The organism is Pseudomonas sp. RW407 (assembly GCF_003176655.1).
GTDB classification, from domain to species: domain Bacteria; phylum Pseudomonadota; class Gammaproteobacteria; order Pseudomonadales; family Pseudomonadaceae; genus Pseudomonas; species Pseudomonas delhiensis.
The window spans coordinates 605,992-620,919 of the sequence record NZ_QGSL01000107.1; the positions used below are offsets into that span (position 1 = coordinate 605,992).

Annotated in this window: 16 protein-coding genes, 1 pseudogene and 2 riboswitches; of the genes and pseudogenes, 7 read left to right on the forward strand and 10 right to left on the reverse strand. The window is 67.6% G+C overall.

Features of this window, described 5'->3' with window-relative positions; genetic code table 11:
- The 5 genes and pseudogenes from DK254_RS26780 to DK254_RS26800 all read right to left on the reverse strand — a co-directional run.
- Positions 1-312: dihydroxy-acid dehydratase (locus DK254_RS26780; RefSeq protein WP_019371369.1), on the reverse strand; the 312-nt coding region annotated here is incomplete at its 3' end.
- Between the two features lie 46 nt (positions 313-358).
- The gene (locus tag DK254_RS26785; protein WP_109936258.1) at positions 359-604 is read right to left on the reverse strand and encodes a hypothetical protein; all 246 of its coding nucleotides are present in this window, start codon (positions 602-604) and stop codon (positions 359-361) included.
- A 138-nt stretch (positions 605-742) separates the two neighbouring features.
- On the reverse strand, positions 743-1,276 hold the full coding sequence (gene ppa, locus DK254_RS26790) for an inorganic diphosphatase (protein ID WP_109936259.1): 534 nt from the start codon (positions 1,274-1,276) through the stop codon (positions 743-745).
- Positions 1,277-1,296: 20 nt separating this feature from the next.
- Complete coding sequence (locus DK254_RS26795) at positions 1,297-1,641, reverse strand: DUF190 domain-containing protein (protein ID WP_109936260.1); 345 nt, start codon at positions 1,639-1,641, stop codon at positions 1,297-1,299.
- A gap of 13 nt (positions 1,642-1,654) precedes the next feature.
- Positions 1,655-1,864: pseudogene (locus DK254_RS26800) on the reverse strand (CrcB family protein); the annotation flags it as partial.
- A 66-nt stretch (positions 1,865-1,930) separates the two neighbouring features.
- A riboswitch (Fluoride riboswitch) is annotated at positions 1,931-1,992 on the reverse strand.
- Positions 1,993-2,143: 151 nt separating this feature from the next.
- On the opposite strand from DK254_RS26800, the gene DK254_RS26805 reads away from it, so the two are divergent.
- Together DK254_RS26805 and DK254_RS26810 are read left to right on the forward strand one after the other, a co-directional pair.
- Positions 2,144-2,686 (forward strand): Chromate resistance protein ChrB, encoded by a 543-nt coding sequence (locus tag DK254_RS26805; protein ID WP_109936261.1) that lies wholly within the window; start codon positions 2,144-2,146, stop codon positions 2,684-2,686.
- A gap of 69 nt (positions 2,687-2,755) precedes the next feature.
- A complete protein-coding gene (locus DK254_RS26810) occupies positions 2,756-4,021 on the forward strand; it encodes an MFS transporter (RefSeq protein WP_109936262.1) in 1,266 nt (421 codons plus the stop codon).
- Here DK254_RS26810 and DK254_RS26815 read toward each other — a convergent pair.
- The 5 genes from DK254_RS26815 to DK254_RS34945 all read right to left on the reverse strand — a co-directional run bounded on the left by DK254_RS26815 (position 4,018) and on the right by DK254_RS34945 (position 10,250).
- Complete coding sequence (locus DK254_RS26815; RefSeq protein ID WP_109936263.1) at positions 4,018-5,529, reverse strand: DNA mismatch repair protein MutS; 1,512 nt, start codon at positions 5,527-5,529, stop codon at positions 4,018-4,020. The two genes, DK254_RS26810 and DK254_RS26815, sit on opposite strands and share 4 nt — an antisense overlap.
- On the reverse strand, positions 5,526-7,130 hold the full coding sequence (locus DK254_RS26820) for a DNA mismatch repair protein MutS (RefSeq protein ID WP_109936264.1): 1,605 nt from the start codon (positions 7,128-7,130) through the stop codon (positions 5,526-5,528). The genes DK254_RS26815 and DK254_RS26820 overlap by 4 nt, the downstream gene beginning before the upstream one ends.
- A gap of 32 nt (positions 7,131-7,162) precedes the next feature.
- A riboswitch (Fluoride riboswitch) is annotated at positions 7,163-7,225 on the reverse strand.
- 85 nt (positions 7,226-7,310) lie between these two features.
- On the reverse strand, positions 7,311-7,955 hold the full coding sequence (locus DK254_RS26825; protein ID WP_256595964.1) for a DUF2931 family protein: 645 nt from the start codon (positions 7,953-7,955) through the stop codon (positions 7,311-7,313).
- A complete protein-coding gene (locus DK254_RS26830) occupies positions 7,952-9,805 on the reverse strand; it encodes a phospholipase effector Tle1 domain-containing protein (RefSeq protein ID WP_109936265.1) in 1,854 nt (617 codons plus the stop codon). Before DK254_RS26830 ends, DK254_RS26825 begins: the two co-directional genes overlap by 4 nt.
- 316 nt (positions 9,806-10,121) lie before the next feature.
- Positions 10,122-10,250: a hypothetical protein gene (locus DK254_RS34945; protein ID WP_256595965.1), complete on the reverse strand. Its 129-nt coding sequence runs from the start codon at positions 10,248-10,250 to the stop codon at positions 10,122-10,124.
- Here DK254_RS34945 and DK254_RS26835 point away from each other — a divergent pair.
- The 5 genes from DK254_RS26835 to DK254_RS26855 form a co-directional block, all read left to right on the forward strand.
- Entirely contained in the window at positions 10,249-11,262 is a 1,014-nt protein-coding gene (locus DK254_RS26835) for a LacI family DNA-binding transcriptional regulator (RefSeq protein WP_371921183.1), read from the forward strand. The two genes, DK254_RS34945 and DK254_RS26835, sit on opposite strands and share 2 nt — an antisense overlap.
- Before the next feature lie 82 nt (positions 11,263-11,344).
- Positions 11,345-12,121 (forward strand): AP endonuclease, encoded by a 777-nt coding sequence (locus DK254_RS26840; RefSeq protein ID WP_109936267.1) that lies wholly within the window; start codon positions 11,345-11,347, stop codon positions 12,119-12,121.
- Positions 12,114-13,067, forward strand: coding sequence for a sugar kinase (locus DK254_RS26845; protein ID WP_109936268.1), 954 nt, complete (start codon positions 12,114-12,116; stop codon positions 13,065-13,067). Before DK254_RS26840 ends, DK254_RS26845 begins: the two co-directional genes overlap by 8 nt.
- Positions 13,068-13,133: 66 nt before the next feature.
- Positions 13,134-14,411 (forward strand): MFS transporter, encoded by a 1,278-nt coding sequence (locus DK254_RS26850; protein ID WP_109936269.1) that lies wholly within the window; start codon positions 13,134-13,136, stop codon positions 14,409-14,411.
- A gap of 12 nt (positions 14,412-14,423) precedes the next feature.
- Positions 14,424-14,928, forward strand: a 505-nt coding sequence (locus DK254_RS26855) for an NAD(P)-dependent oxidoreductase (RefSeq protein ID WP_305888139.1), incomplete at its 3' end; no start/stop codon positions are given.

Consider the following 14,928-nt stretch of genomic DNA (forward strand, 5'->3'; position numbering starts at 1 on the left):
GACGGAGTCGGCGATGATCTCGCGGCTGGGCAGCGAATAGAGCATGCCGTCGTGGCCCATGGCGATGCCGTCGTCTACGGCGATGGTGTTGAATTCCTTGGCCACGCCGCCGGCCTTCTCGATCTCGCGGGCGACCAGTTGGCCCAGGTCCTTCAGGTGCACGTGGCCGGGCACGAACTGGGTGAAGGAGTTGGCGATGGCGATGATCGGCTTCTTGAAGTCTTCGTCCTTCATCCCGGTGGCGCGCCAGAGGGCGCGGGCGCCGGCCATGTTGCGGCCGTGGGTGGAGGTTTTCGAGCGGTAGTCTGGCATGGGGGTTCCTGATCGGCTGATCGAAAGGTTTCTTGTCTTGTCGGTCTCAGTCGTTGAGCACCAGATGCACCAGCATCACCAGGATCATGGCGACGACCGGTGGAAGCACGACGCAGAGGAGAAGCTCGGGTATTTCACTGAACGCCAGGGAACATTGCCCTTCCATGTAGAAGCCGAGGATCTCGGTGAGCTTGGCGGAGCAGGCCGTGACGCCGCCGCAAAAGCAGAGCGTGGCCGAGAACTGCCGGTGGCCGCTCGGGACGAAGCGGACCAGCAGCCAGGCCCATGCCAAGCGGCACCAGGCCGGCCAGGCCGGCTGCCGACTGGGCGAACAGCCAGCCACCGAGCAGGCCGAGCGTCAGGCATCCGGATTCCAGGAGCAGGGGCAGCGCGGGTAGTCGGATTGTCCCTGGGCGGGTCAGGCTTGCGCTCAATGTGCTGCCCCATAGGCCGCCACCGACTTGCGGATTTCCTCGCGCGCGTCGTCCAGGCTGCCCCAGCGTTCCATGCGCACCCACTTGCCGGGCTCGAGGGTCTTGTAGTTCTCGAAGAAGTGCTGGATCTGCTTGAGCAGCAGGTCGCTCAGGTCGCTGCACTGGTGCAGGCCGGCGTACAGGGTGCTGAGCTTGTCGTGGGGTACGGCGATGATCTTGGCGTCCGGCCCGGCCTCGTCGGTCATGTACATCACTCCCAGCGGGCGGCAGCGCAGCACGGTGCCGGGCGCGACCGGGCAGGGGGCGACGACGAGGATGTCCAGCGGGTCGCCGTCCTCGCTGAGGGTGGAGGGAATGAAGCCGTAGTTGGCCGGGTAGAACATCGGCGTGCTGAGGAAGCGGTCGACGAACAGCTGGCCGCTGGCCTTGTCCAGCTCGTACTTGATGGGCGCGTGGTTGGCCGGGATCTCGATCACGGCGTAGAGGTCGTCCGGGATGCCCTTGCCGGCGGGGAGGTCGGTGAAGCTCATGGTGCGGGTCTCCGTGGTCGTCAGGTTGTGGGGGTGTCGCGGTCGGCCTTGCGCTTGCCGACGGTGCCCATTTCCACGGGCGTCTTCACGTAGAACAGCGCCAGGTCTTCGGCTTCCAGGCGCTCGAACAGGCGCTCGCATTCCTCCTCGGAGACGGCCAGGCAGATTTCCACCGGCTGGTCGGCCAGTTCGAAGAAGTGGTAGGAGTGCACCCGCCCGGCATGGCCGAAGCCTTCCGCGCCGAGGACCAGGGTGGCGCCCTTGAGCTTCATGCCGCGGGCCAGGTCGACCATCCAGTCGGTGATCAGCTTGCCGCCGTGGCGGCGGCTCTGTTGGGTGAAGAAGGTCACCAGGTAGCCTTTCATGATTACGCCTCCGTCAGCGTGCGCCCAGCAATGTGTAGGTTAGAACGCCCGCGGCCGTCGCCAGCAGCGAACCTACGACGTGCACCGCGATTTCCCCCAGCGCCCAGGCCACGCGCCCGGTCTGCAGCAGCGAGAAGGTTTCCGCGGAAAAGGTCGAGAAGGTGGTCAGGCCGCCGCAGAAGCCGGTGATCAGCAGCAGGCGCCATTCCGGGCTGAGGGTGGGGTGTTGCGGTCACGGTCCGGTCCTTTTGCAAAAGGACAGGACGCACACCTACGCACCCTGTCCAGGGTTCACGTAGGCATCATCAGCACGAGGGCGGTTAAAGGAGGAATGCCATCTCCTGCGGCGAAAGCTAGCACTTTTGCCGCACCGGGGAAAAGCCCCCGGCCTCTCCCTGGCGGCGTTGCCCCCTGTTTCATATCACTTGCGTTGCCTGCAACAATAAGCTTATGAGTTTTGATTCTTTTAAAATGTAACGACGGTTACATTAGAGTTGCACGCATGACGAACCAGAATTGGCTCCTGCTCACCTACAAGGTCCCCTCCGAACCGGCCAAGAAGCGCATCGCGCTGTGGCGCAGGCTCAAGGGCATGGGCGCGGTGTACCTGCAGAATGGCGTCTGCCTGCTGCCCAAGAACGACGAGCACGTGCGCCAGCTGAAGATGCTGGAACACGAGATCGAGGCGATGGCGGGCGACTCGGTGATCCTCGAGACCGTCGCCCTGGACCGCCTGCAGGAGGACAAGGTGGTGGCCCGCTTCAGGGCCGATCGCGACGAGGAATACCGCGAGCTGCTCGACAAGTGCGACGACTTCGAGGCGGAGATCGCCAAGGAGACCGCGGCTTCCCACTTCACCTACGCCGAGCTGGAAGAGAACGACGTCGACCTGAAGAAGCTGCAGAACTGGCTGGAGAAGATCCGCAGGCTGGACTTCTACGGCGCACCGCTGCTGGCCGAGGCGCAGCAGCGCCTGCAGGCGTGCGAGGCCCTGCTGGACACCTACGCCCAGCGGGTATTCGAGGCACAGGACGAGAACCGCTGAACCCGCGAGCCACCCGCCGCGCCGCGTAGCGGCGGCCCGGCGCGCGTGCTCCGCCACCGAGGAGGCATGATGCACCCATCGCAGCAGCAGGCGCCGGAAACGGCCGGCAAGGCGGGCCGCGCGGCCTGGCTCAACGGCACGGTGGTGGGGGCGGGGGTGACCAGCGCCCTGGGCGATTTCTGCTACGAGACCACCACCGTGATACTGCCCGGGTTCCTCGCGGTGCTGGGGATTCCCGCCGCCGCGCTGGGCATCATCGAGGGGATCGCCGACGCCCTGGCCGCCTACACCAAGATGTTCTCCGGCTACATCGCCGACAAGCTGGGGCATCGCAAGCTGCTCGTGGTGATCGGCTACGGGTTGACGCCGGTCGGGCAGGTGCTGCTGGCCCTTGCCCTGGGCTGGCCGCTGATCCTCCTCGGGCGGCTGGTCTCCTGGTTCGGCAAGGGGCTGCGCGGCCCGCTGCGCGACGCCATCGTGGTCCAGGCGGTGACGGCCGATAGCCGCGGCCGGGCCTTCGGTTTCCACCGCGCGATGGACACCCTGGGCGCCGTGGCCGGGCCCCTGCTGGGCGTCGCGCTGCTGGGCTGGGCCCAGCGGCTGCCCTGGGACGATGCGAGCGGGCCGTTCCGCCTGGTGCTGTGGATGAGCGTGATTCCCGGCGTGCTGGCCGTGCTGGCGTTCCTGACCCTGGTCAGGGACCCGCAGCATTCGGCGAACCCCGGGCTGAAGTTCTTCCAGACGCTGAAAGGCCTGCCGCAGCGCTTCAAGCGCTACCTGGGGGCCGTCGGGCTGTTCGGCATCGGCGATTTCAGCCACAGCCTGCTCATCCTCGCCGCCACGCAGCTGCTGGCCGGCAGCCTGGGCGTGGTCCAGGCGGCGCAGGTCGCCGGCCTGCTGTACGTCTGGCGCAACCTGGTGCAGGTGCTGACGTCCTATCCCGTCGGCGCGCTGGCCGACCGCCTGGGTTCCCTGCCGGTGCTGGTCGCCGGCTATGCCCTGGGCGCCCTGACGGCGCTGCTGGCGGCCCTGGCCTTCTGGCTGCGGGTGGACAGCCTGCCGCTGCTGGCGCTGCTGTTCACCGTCGCCGGCCTGTACGTGTCGGTGCAGGAGGCCCTGGAGTCCACCGTGACCGCCGACATGGTGCAGCCGCAGACGCTGGCCCTGAGCTATGGCGCGCTCGGCACCGTGAACGGCACCGCCAAGTTCGTTTCCAGCGCGACGGTCGGCCTGCTCTGGAGCGCCGTCTCGCCGGTGCTGGCGTTCGTCTGCGCCGCCGTGCTGATGGCCGCGGGCACCGCCGCGCTGGCCCGGCTGCGGGCCCGCGGCGGCTAGCCGGCGGCCGCGGGCTCGGCGAAGACCTGCGCGTACAGGTCGGTGCCGAACGCGGTGGCCAGCGGGGCGCCCTCGGTGATGCGGAAGGTCCGCCCGCCGTCGTCGCGGCGCTCGGCGCGGAGGAACAGGCTGCCCGCTGGCGGCGCTTCGTAAAGGCTGTGGGCGAAGTCGTGAAGGTGGGTGACGAAGAAGGTCTTCACCCCGGCCTCGGCCAGCGCGCGCACCACCTGGCGGGCGATTTCCGAGCCCTCGCGCTCGTTGGTGGCGGCGAAGGATTCGTTGCACAGCAGGATGGAGCGCGGGCTCAGGTGGTCGACGATGTCGCTCATGCGGGCGAGTTCCTCGTCCAGCTTGCCGCGCTTCATGCTGGCGTCCTCCTCGCGCTTGTAGTGGGTGTACAGGCCGTCGCAGAGGTTGGCGCGCAGTTGCCTCGCCGGCACGAACAGGCCGCACTGCAGCATCAGCTGGGCGATGCCGATGCTGCGCAGGAAGGTCGACTTGCCGCCCTGGTTGGCGCCGGTGATGACGAACAGCTGGCGGTCGTCGCCGGCCAGGTCGTTGCCGACCACCGCGCGCCGCATGTTCAGCGCCAGGCAGATGTCGTAGAGGCCTTCGAAGGCCTGCCGGTACTGCCCGGCGGGGCTGACGTCGGCGAAGCAGATGTCGCCGCGCAGCTCGCTCAGGTGTTCGCGCAGGTTGAGGCAGCCGATGTAGAACGCCAGCTCGGTGCGCAGCATGGCGAAGAAGCCGGTGATGTGCTCGGCGGCCTGGGCGAGGGCGTTGGCCACCTCGTTGGCGCCCCTGTCCTGCAGCTCCGACAGCGCCGTGGCGCCGGTCTCGTCGCGCTCGGCGATCTCGTAGACGTAGCTCTCCGGCTTCTTGCCCAGCAGGCGCTTCAGCCAATTGCCCTGGGGCCTGGGGTAGCGCCGCAGGCAGTAGGCCACGCCGCGGTTCAGCGGGCCCAGGCGGGCGCTGACGAGAAAACCCTTGCGCAGCTTGAGCTGCTCGAAGTGGTCCTGCAGTTCGGCGAAGTACTGGTCGCTGATCTCTTCGCGGATCAGGGCGAACAGCTTGCCGAAGCCCTCCGAGGCGAAGTGCCCGGCCTGCTCGTCGGCCATCCGCCGCAGGCGCCGGAGCAGGTCGATCTGCAGGTGCAGCAGCTTCAGCGAGCGGTGCATGATGCTGCTGGGGTACTTGGTCATGAAGCTCAGGTAGATGTTCTGCTCCAGCCCCAGCACGTCCAGGGCGAGGCGGTACAGGTCGCGCACCACCGCCTGGTTGGCCAGGCAGTCGCGCAGCACCGCCTGGCGGTAGCGGACCACCTCCGGGGTGCTGTCGAAGGCGGTCAGCAGCGCGCAGCGGGCGACCTGGCGGAGGAACTTGTCGTCGCCGGCCATGGCGTCGAACAGGGTGTCCAGGGCCAGGTCCTGGACCAGGTCCTCGGCGTGCAGCGGCGGCGGCTTGTCCAGGTCGAGGTCGGCCTGCGGGTACATGAGGTGGGCTTTCATGGCCGGATGCGCTCCTTCACGCTGTCGTAGGTGAGGCGGTGCTTGCGGGCGATGGAGAGGGCGTAGGACAGCCGGTCCGCGGGCTTGCGCAGGACCTTGAAGGTGCGCCGGGACGGGTCGTCGGGGTCGACGCAGCTCATCATGCTGACGATGCTCTGGCCCATCTGCGTCAGCTCGTGGATGAAGGTGACGCACACGCAGAGGGCGTCCAGGGCGATGATCCGCGCGAGGATCTTCTGGCCGAGGAAGGCGGCGTCGCTGGCGGTGGTCGAGGAGAAGATCTCGTTGATCAGGATCAGGCTGCGGCCGCTGGCGCCCTCGAGTATCCCGCGGGCGCGGAGCAGGTCGTCCTGCAGCTTGCCGCGCAGGTCGCCGGGGCGCTCCTGTTTCTCGAACAGGGTGTAGAGGCGGTCGAAGAGGAACAGCTCGGCGGCCCCGGCCGGCACCCGGCAGCCGATGCAGGCCAGGTAGTGCAGCTGGCCGACCAGGCGGGCGAAGGTGGTCTTGCCGCCCTGGTTGGGGCCGGAGACCACCAGGATGCGCTCGCGCCCGGCCAGCTCGAAGTCGTTGCACACCACCTCCAGGCGGTTGCTGTTGCGCACCAGGCGGCTGGCCAGGGCGAGGTCGAAGGCGTTGCGGGCGAACACGGCCTTGCTGTCGGTGCGCACGCCGGGGAAGCAGAAGGGCATGCCGGCGTCCACCAGCGGCTGGATGTAGGCCAGGTAGGCCAGGTAGAACTGCACCTCGCGGTCGAAGTCCTGGACGGTCGCGTCGATGAAGTCCGCGTGCTTCTCGCAGAATCCGGCCTGCTCGGCGAAGACCTCCGGGTAGAGCTGCGCCACCATGTCCAGCACGGCCGCCTCGACGTGGTTCATGCCCGGCCATTCGTTGAACTTGGCGTGGTAGTCGCGCACGTCGCCCTGGCGGAATTTAGCGAAGGTCCTGTCGATGGCTTCGCTGATGTCCTCGGTCGGCTCGTAGCGCTGGACGCGGACCTGGTTGTCCTTGATGAGCATCGAGTAGGTGATGGCGCCGAGCCCGTCGAGCAGGTGGCGGGTGTCCCCGGCCAGGCCGACGAAGCGATCCGAGGCCAGGTAGCGCCCCAGGTACGCCAGCAGCCCGCGCAGGCCGCGCGACGCGAAGGGGCGGGCGGCCAGGGCCCGCGCCAGTTGCGTGAGCGTATCGCAATACACCCGCACCGCCTCGACGAAGCTGCGCTGCTGCTGGCGCGCGTAGTAGAGCTTCTCTTCCGGCACCAGGTGCCGGCGCACGGCGCGCATGCCGGCGGCGAAGGCCTGGAGGTCGGCGAGCAGGCCGGGGTCCAGCAGGTCGTGCATCACTTCCTGGCGGTAGACGATGGCGTCGAGGTCGTCCAGGTGGGTGTAGAAGAAGGGCTCCAGGTCGTACTCGTGGCGGTCCGCGGTGATGGCGTCGACCACCTGGTCGAGGTTCAGGTCCCTGAAGCAGGGTGGCGGCGCGCCGGCCAGGGTTGGCCGGCGGGCGCCGGGGAAGAGGATGCTGTGGAAGTCGCCGGGGGGCGTGTCCGCGACGTGCGGATCGAGCGCGGCGGTGCCGGAAAGCGGCTGCATGGCTGATGACATGATCCATTCCTCCGGGGGCGGATGTCGTCCGGGGTCATGCAGGCATCATCAGCACGGGGGCGGTTATGAGGAGGAATGCCATCTCCTGGGTTTCAACCCTAGCAGAAAATCATTCAGGGAGCGCCATTGTCTTAACGATGGCGCAGTCCATCGGATCCTTCTGCCGACAGCAGTCGTAGTTCACCAGGAACCATAGGGAATCCCGTGTTTCTCGAGATAAGCCTTGGCTGCAGGCTCCAAGGAGCGATAGCGACCGCCTGACTTTCCACCGTATGGCCCCAGCGGTTCCACTTCGGCCTGAACACGCGCAACCGGTATAGCCGGGAAGCAACTGCCGCTGACCCAGACCTTGACGATGCCTCCCGGGGCCAGCATCACCGCCAAGGCGTCGCGATGCTCGTCGGTCCAACCGGTGATGGGGCAGTTGACCCGTTCACGCTTGCGCATCAGCTCACGGGCAGAGTCGGGAATCTCCACTGTGGCACGGTAGGTCTGGGGCTCCACCAGGGATTGCCAGCGGACGAACAGGCGCTGTGGCAGCTCGGTGAACTGGCTGATTCCTTTTCCCAAGATATATGGCCCCAGCGCCCGTGTTGGATCACCCGTGCCGTCCTCTGGCTGCCAGATGGAGACGACACCTCGCATTACTCCAGCATGAAAGTCTCCCCGTATATCGGTGACGTCTGCGGTTTCCAGCCAGACATCCATATAGTCCGGCGCCACGAAGCCCAGGTACCAAGAGGGAAATGGCATAGGTGGTTCCGTCGCCCCGACCTGGCCTATGTAGAAGACTGCAATGAGCAGCCAATGCCTTGCTTTCATCATGCGGAACCCTTGCGATTCGGATGGCGGGCTCGTTCGCCGGATGCAGTGGGACGATCGACGAACTGCACCTTCAGGCCACCGCTCATGCCGGGATAGACATTCCAGTTGTCGGACTGGTGGATGTAGTGGGCCCAGAGCAATTCCTGCTCCGCTGTGGTCAAGGTTATTGGGTGGCCTTGCTCGGTGCTCGCCATCAGTTTCTCGGCAATTGGTTGCAGGAGGGCAGGAATGGCTAGGTCGGGATCGGCATCGTCAATGGCTCTGAATGCGGCACCCGCCCGCACTGCCAGCGCATGCATTATTCGCAAAGGAATACGCCCATACTCACCCCGTACCTGACGCTCCAGGCGCACTTGGGCATAGACGTTCTTGCGCCGCAAAGGACTTTCCGTGGAGCGAATCGAATAACAATCGACATAGAGTCGGCCATTGGGCTGGCGAGGATCGATCAGCCCGTACTGGAGCCAGTGCTCCAAGGCGACGACAGCTTGACGATAGGCCTCGGTTTCCTCATCGGGCCGCTCCTTGTCCACTTCGCTTACGTAGGGTGGAGTCAGCAGCAGTCGTTCTTCCATCAGTGCTGGGTAGTTGCCGCCCAAGTCGCCGTGGGTGCCTGGTAGGTAGGCATCGCGGAACCCCGGCTCTACGCTGTTGAGGGAGAAGTTGTGGCGCCGCTCGTCAGCAGCCACCAGGTGGATCACTCGCTCGGCGCAGCCTGGGGCCAGGTACAGATCCAGGCCGCCATTGCGTGCGTCGTGCACGTTCCAGCCATCGGCCAGGGTGCCGATGGCTGCCACGGTGTCGAACAAGCCGAGCACACCGACTTGCACCCCATCCCCGATTTGCCAGCGAAAGCCCGGGGCCAGTGGTGCCTTCCCAGCATGCAGGGCCTGGGCTAGCAAGGATTTGGTGTCACGTGCCAGGTCATTGAGGAAATGCCGCGCAGCGGCGGCGCCACGGCTGAAACCAAACAAATCCACTTTCACACATGCGATCTGCAATGCCGGGTTGTTACCAGCGAGCTGGCGTATGCGTTTCAGAGCCTCCTGTACAGCAAAGCTGATCTGCGCTTCTACTCCACGCTTACCTGTTCCCAGCGCCATATCGGGAAAAGTGACATCTGGCTCATTGGTCCGGGTACCCACGCCTGGTGCGTAGACTGGGATGGAAAGTAAGCTGTGCGACGTTGCATCTGGCCGGTTTGTGTCATCTCGATAAAGGTTATACAGCCGCGCGATATTCGTCGGTTGCCGCCCAAAACTGCTGCGCGGGTCACGCTGGAAGTCGCGGCAGCGCATCAACATGGCCTGCTGATCCTCAGCGCTGTAGCCCAGCTCACCAGCCTGGCATTGCGCCCCGAGCTGGACGTTCTGCGCATTGTCTCCTGTGCCGTCGAAGAACAGGCCCAGGCGCAGCACGATGCCAGCCTTCTCCAGCTCCTCTTCTTCCTCCTCCTCTTCCTGCAGATTTTGCGTGGCAGGCTTGGGGGCGGCCGTCAAGGAAGTCGCAGCGAGAGGTACCGCAGCAACCGCAGGAGAAGGGGCCGTTATCAGGGGCTTGGCTTCATCGTGATTCGACTTATACGTAGCGCTGAACAGCGATGGTAGCAACCTGGCCCTGCATGGGCAGCCGCTGATGCTGTCCAGGGTGCCAGCCACCTGACGGCCGTGACTGCGGATGAACGAGACCCCGCCTATGATCCGGTAGACCTTTCCGTCCTTGCCGCAGGAAACCCGGTCCCCTTGGCGGGCGTGCGCGATGCCGAACATCATGACGCGGTGATCCGCTTCCAGCACGACGCCACCACAGGTGGTCTTATCGCCCTGGCGAATGAAATATCCGACAGCCATTAGATTCCCTTTTTTCAAGGCGCCCGAAGCATGTAGGGTGCGCTTTTCCGTTGACGAGCAACGGCACCAGCAGACTTGCGTGGAGTAGCGTTGCCTCTTCCAAGGCTCGACGGATGGGGCGTCGCAAGTAAATAGGAAAGGTCCGAGAACTCAGGGGCAGGTCAGGGGTTCAGTGAGGTAGATCACATCCTCTGGAGTGCGGGCAGGGCTTCCAGCGCGTGGGTCACAGTCGTTGGAATTGCGTAATCAGCGTCGCTGGGCAGACAGTTGAAAACAGCCCGCTGACATGACGGGCTGTTTTTTTGTCCGCCTATTTTCACGGCCCGGAGCAGGGGATGTCGTGCTTTGGGGGCTTGACGCCCCGATCCATCCCTGATTTATTGAAACCGGTTTCATAACCCTCCGGCACAAGTGAATACAAAAGGATCGACAGGGTGAACGACATGCTTCCGCCTGCCCGCGGGCGGGTCACCATCAGCGAGGTGGCCCGGGCCGCCGGCGTCTCCAAGGCCACGGTGTCGCGCTACATCGGCGGCGACCGGCAGCTGCTCGCCGATGCCACCGCCCAGCGCATCGAGGCGGTGATCGAGCAGCTCGGCTACCGCCCCAGCCGCATGGCCAGCGGCCTCAAGCGCGGCCGCACGCGCCTGGTGGGCATGCTCCTGGCGGACATCCGCAACCCTTACTCCGTCGCCGTGATGCATGGCGTGGAGACCGCTTGCCGCCAGCACGGCTACAGCCTGGTGGTGTGTAACACCGACCGCGACGACGAGCAGGAGCGCCTGCACCTGCAGGCGCTGCAGTCGTACAACGTCGAAGGCCTGATCGTGAACACCCTCGGCCACCACGCCGGCGAGCTGGCCAGCCTGGCGCGCGAGCTGCCCATGGTGCTGGTGGACCGCCAGCTGGAAGAGCTGCGCTCGGACCTGGTGGGCCTGGACAACGCCGATGCCGTGGAGCAGGCCCTGGACCACCTGCAGGCCCGCGGCTACCGCGACATCCTGGCGGTCAGCGAGCCGCTGGACGGCACCAGTTCGCGGCAGGAGCGGGTGGTCGCCTTCCAGGCTTCCATCGCCCGCCGGCCCGGCCTGCGCGGCCAGGTGCTGGAGACCGGCGACGACCTGCGCGAACGCCTGGCCGCCTTCCTCGCCAGCGCCGGGCACGGCCCCCAGGCCCTGTTTACCTGCAACGGCGTGGCCACCCTGTGCGCCACCCGCACCCTGCACCAGATGGGCGTGCGCCTGTTCGACGACCTGGGCCTGGTCGCCCTCGACGAACTGGACTGGTACCCCCTGGTCGGCGGCGGCATCACCGCCCTGGCCCAACCCACCGAACGCATCGGCCAGGCGGCCTTCCAGTGCCTGCTGGAACGCCTGCAGGGCGTCACGCAACCGGCGCGGCGCCTGGACCTGCGCGCCGAACTCATCGTCCGAGGTTCCACCCCAGTACGCGGCTGAAGCCGCTGCGGCCCAGGCCGCAGCGGTTTTCGGCTAGAAATGAAACCGGTTTCATCCCGGCTGAACGAGAAGGACAAGAACAATGCACGCGAACCCCGTATCCATCAGCCTGTCCAGCTTCGGCGCCGATGCCGTGCGGCAGCGGGGCCAGGCCGCCTACCTGGAACTGCTGGCCGAGGCCGGCGCGAGCCGCGTCGAATGGCGCGAAGAACTCTTCGACGCGCTGCCCGACGCCGCCGCCCTGGCCGCGGCCAGCGCCGCCCAGGGCCTGGAAAGCCTGTACTCGGCGCCGCTGGAGCTGTGGCGCGCCGATGGCCGCCTGGAGCCGGCGCTGGCCGGGCGCCTGCGCCTGGCAGGGGAGGCCGGTGCGGTGGCGCTGAAGGTTTCCCTCGGCCACTACCGTGACGAGTGCGACCTCGAAGCCCTGCGCCCCCTGCTCGGGCAGGGGCCGGTGCTGCTGGTGGAGAACGACCAGACCGCCCAGGGCGGCCGCGTCGAGCCGCTGCTGCGCTTCTTCCGCCGCGCCGGCGAGCTGGGCCTGCCGCTGGCCATGACCTTCGACATCGGCAACTGGCACTGGCAGGGCGAGTCGCCGCAGCAGGCGGCGCGCCTGCTCGGGCCCTGGGTGCGCTACGTGCACTGCAAGGCGGTGCGCCGCCGCGAGGACGGGCGCCTGGTGGCGGTGCCGCCGCAGGCCGCCGACCTCGACGAGTGGGAGGCGCTGCTGGCGCGCTTCGCCCCCGGGGTGCCGCGCGCCATCGAATACCCGCTGGCCGGCGACGACCTGGCCAGCCTGACCCGCGAGCAGGTCGAGCAACTGGCGCAGCTGGGCCGCGCCCCGGAGGTGCGCCATGGCTGAACACGACGTGCTCTGCTTCGGCGAGACCATGGCCATGTTCGTCGCCGAGCAGTGCGGCGACCTGGCCGAGGTGGAGGGCTTCGGCAAGCGCATCGCCGGCGCTGACAGCAACGTGGCCATCGGCCTGGCGCGCCTGGGCTTGCGGGTGAACTGGCTGAGCCGGGTGGGCGACGACTCCCTGGGCCGCTTCGTGCTCGCCAGCCTGCGCCGCGAGGGGCTGGACTGCGACGGCGTCGAGATCGACGCCGAGCACCCCACCGGCTTCCAGCTCAAGGCCCGCTGCGACGACGGCAGCGACCCGCGGGTGGAGTACTTCCGCCGCAACTCGGCGGCCAGCCGCCTGTCCCCGGCGCTGCTGCGCCCGGGCCTGCTGCGGGCGCGCCACCTGCACGCCACGGGCATCCCGCCGGCGCTGTCGGCGAGCTGCCGCGAACTCTCCCGGCAATTGCTGGACGCCATGCGCGCCGCCGGCCGCAGCGTCTCCTTCGACCCCAACCTGCGTCCCTCGCTGTGGCCGGACTGCGCGACCATGGTGCGCGAGGTCAACGCCCTGGCGTTCAAGGCCCACTGGGTGCTGCCGGGCCTGGAGGAGGGCCGCCTGCTGAGCGGGCGCCAGTCGCCCGAGGCCATCGCCGGCTTCTACCTTGAGCAGGGCGTGGAATGCGTGGCCATCAAGCTCGGCGCCGAGGGCGCCTACTTCCGCGACGCCGACGGCCGCGAAGGCGTGGTGCCGCCGCAGCCGGTGGCGCGGGTGGTGGACACCGTGGGCGCCGGCGACGCCTTCGCCGTCGGCGTGATCAGTGCCCTGCTGGAAGGCCGCGACCTGCGCCAGGCGGTGGCCCGCGGCAACTGGTGCGGCAGCCGCGCGGTGCAGTCGCGCGGCGACATGGAGGGCCTGCCACAGCGCCACGAACTGGAAGCCCACGACGCGCGCCTGCGTGCCTGAACCCCGAAACCCGCCGGCCCGGCCGGCACCTGTTGCGACAAGAACAACAAGCTCAGGAGAAACCCCATGCAGCTCGACCGACTCGCCCCACGCCGCTGGTGGCACATCATGCCCATCGTCTTCGTCACCTACAGCCTGGCCTACCTGGACCGCGCCAACTACGGCTTCGCCGCCGCCTCCGGGATGGCCGAGGACCTGAACATCACCCCGGCGCTGTCGTCGCTGCTGGGCGCGCTGTTCTTCCTCGGCTACTTCTTCTTCCAGGTGCCCGGGGCCATCTACGCCGAGAAGCGCAGCGTGAAGAAGCTGATCTTCGCCAGCCTGATCCTCTGGGGCGGCCTGGCCACGCTGACCGGCATGGTCCGCGACGTCTACCTGCTGGTGGGCATCCGCTTCCTGCTCGGCGTGGTCGAGGCGGCGGTGATGCCGGCCATGCTTATCTACCTCTGCCACTGGTTCACCCGCGCCGAACGCTCGCGGGCCAATACCTTCCTGATCCTCGGCAACCCGGTGACCATCCTCTGGATGTCGGTGCTCTCCGGCTACCTGGTGAGCCGGTTCGACTGGCGCTGGATGTTCATCATCGAGGGCCTGCCGGCGGTGCTCTGGGCCTTCATCTGGTGGCGCCTGGTGGATGATCGCCCGGCCCAGGCCAAGTGGCTCGACGAGGCCGAGAAGGCCGCGCTGCAGCGCGCCCTGGCCGCCGAGCAGCAGGGCATCAAGCCGATGAAGAACTACCGAGAGGCGTTCCGCTCGCCGAAGGTGATCATCCTCTGCCTGCAGTACTTCTGCTGGAGCATCGGCGTCTACGGCTTCGTGCTCTGGCTACCGTCGATCCTCAAGCAGGCCTCGGGCCTGGACATCGTCAGCGCCGGCTGGCTGTCGGCGCTGCCGTACCTGGTGGCGGTGCTGGCCATGCTCGGGGTGTCCTGGGCCTCGGACCGCCTGCAGAAGCGCAAGCGCTTCGTCTGGCCGCCGCTGCTGGTCGCCGCGCTGGCCTTCTACGGCTCCTACGCCCTGGGCAGCCAGCACTTCTGGGCCTCCTACGCGCTGCTGGTGCTCGCCGGGGCCTGCATGTACGCGCCCTACGGGCCGTTCTTCGCCATCGTCCCGGAGGTGCTGCCGAGCAACGTCGCCGGCGGCGCCATGGCGCTGATCAACAGCATGGGCGCGCTGGGCTCGTTCTCCGGCTCCTGGCTGGTGGGCTACCTCAACGGCGCCACCGGCGGGCCCGGCGCCTCCTACCTGTTCATGTGCGGCTCGCTGCTGGCGGCCGTGGCCCTGACCGCCGTCCTCAACCCCTCGCAGAAAGCCGAGCGCCTTCGACCGGCGCTGGGCCACTAGGAAGACACGACCATGAAGAAACGCATCGTCCTCTACAAGCGCCTGTCCGACGTGCTGATGCAGCGCCTGCAGGCCCACGCCGACGTGACCCTGGTCGAGGACCCGGCCGCCGACGGCCTGGCCCGCCTGCGCGCGGCGCTGCCCGGCGCCCGGGGCCTGCTGGGCGCCAGCCTGCGCCTGGACGCCGGGCTGCTGGACCTGGCGCCGCAGCTGGAGGTGGTGTCCAGCGTCTCGGTGGGCGTGGACAACTACGACATCGCCGAGCTGGACCGCCGCGGCGTGCTGCTCACCAACACCCCCGACGTGCTGACCGAGACCACCGCCGACACCGGCTTCGCCCTGCTGCTGGCCAGCGCCCGGCGGGTGGCCGAGCTGGACCGCTGGATCCGCGCCGGCCACTGGCAGGCCGGCATAGGCCCGGCGCAGTTCGGCTGCGACGTGCACGGCAAGACCCTCGGCATCGTCGGCATGGGCCGCATCGGCGAGGCCCTGGCGCGCCGCGCCCAGGCCGGCTTCG

Excerpts from the sequence above, each read along its gene's own strand:
- DK254_RS26850 (WP_109936269.1), top strand. The coding sequence starts at position 13,134 with ATGCAGCTCGACCGACTCGCCCCACGCCGCTGGTGGCACATCATGCCC.
- DK254_RS26840 (WP_109936267.1), top strand. The coding sequence starts at position 11,345 with ATGCACGCGAACCCCGTATCCATCAGCCTGTCCAGCTTCGGCGCCGAT.
- DK254_RS26825 (WP_256595964.1), bottom strand. The coding sequence starts at position 7,955 with ATGATGAAAGCAAGGCATTGGCTGCTCATTGCAGTCTTCTACATAGGC.
- DK254_RS26805 (WP_109936261.1), top strand. The coding sequence starts at position 2,144 with ATGACGAACCAGAATTGGCTCCTGCTCACCTACAAGGTCCCCTCCGAA.
- DK254_RS26815 (WP_109936263.1), bottom strand. The coding sequence starts at position 5,529 with ATGAAAGCCCACCTCATGTACCCGCAGGCCGACCTCGACCTGGACAAG.
- DK254_RS34945 (WP_256595965.1), bottom strand. The coding sequence starts at position 10,250 with ATGTCGTTCACCCTGTCGATCCTTTTGTATTCACTTGTGCCGGAGGGT.
- DK254_RS26810 (WP_109936262.1), top strand. The coding sequence starts at position 2,756 with ATGCACCCATCGCAGCAGCAGGCGCCGGAAACGGCCGGCAAGGCGGGC.
- DK254_RS26820 (WP_109936264.1), bottom strand. The coding sequence starts at position 7,130 with ATGTCATCAGCCATGCAGCCGCTTTCCGGCACCGCCGCGCTCGATCCG.
- ppa (WP_109936259.1), bottom strand. The coding sequence starts at position 1,276 with ATGAGCTTCACCGACCTCCCCGCCGGCAAGGGCATCCCGGACGACCTC.
- DK254_RS26845 (WP_109936268.1), top strand. The coding sequence starts at position 12,114 with ATGGCTGAACACGACGTGCTCTGCTTCGGCGAGACCATGGCCATGTTC.
- DK254_RS26795 (WP_109936260.1), bottom strand. The coding sequence starts at position 1,641 with ATGAAAGGCTACCTGGTGACCTTCTTCACCCAACAGAGCCGCCGCCAC.
- DK254_RS26830 (WP_109936265.1), bottom strand. The coding sequence starts at position 9,805 with ATGGCTGTCGGATATTTCATTCGCCAGGGCGATAAGACCACCTGTGGT.
- DK254_RS26835 (WP_371921183.1), top strand. The coding sequence starts at position 10,249 with ATGCTTCCGCCTGCCCGCGGGCGGGTCACCATCAGCGAGGTGGCCCGG.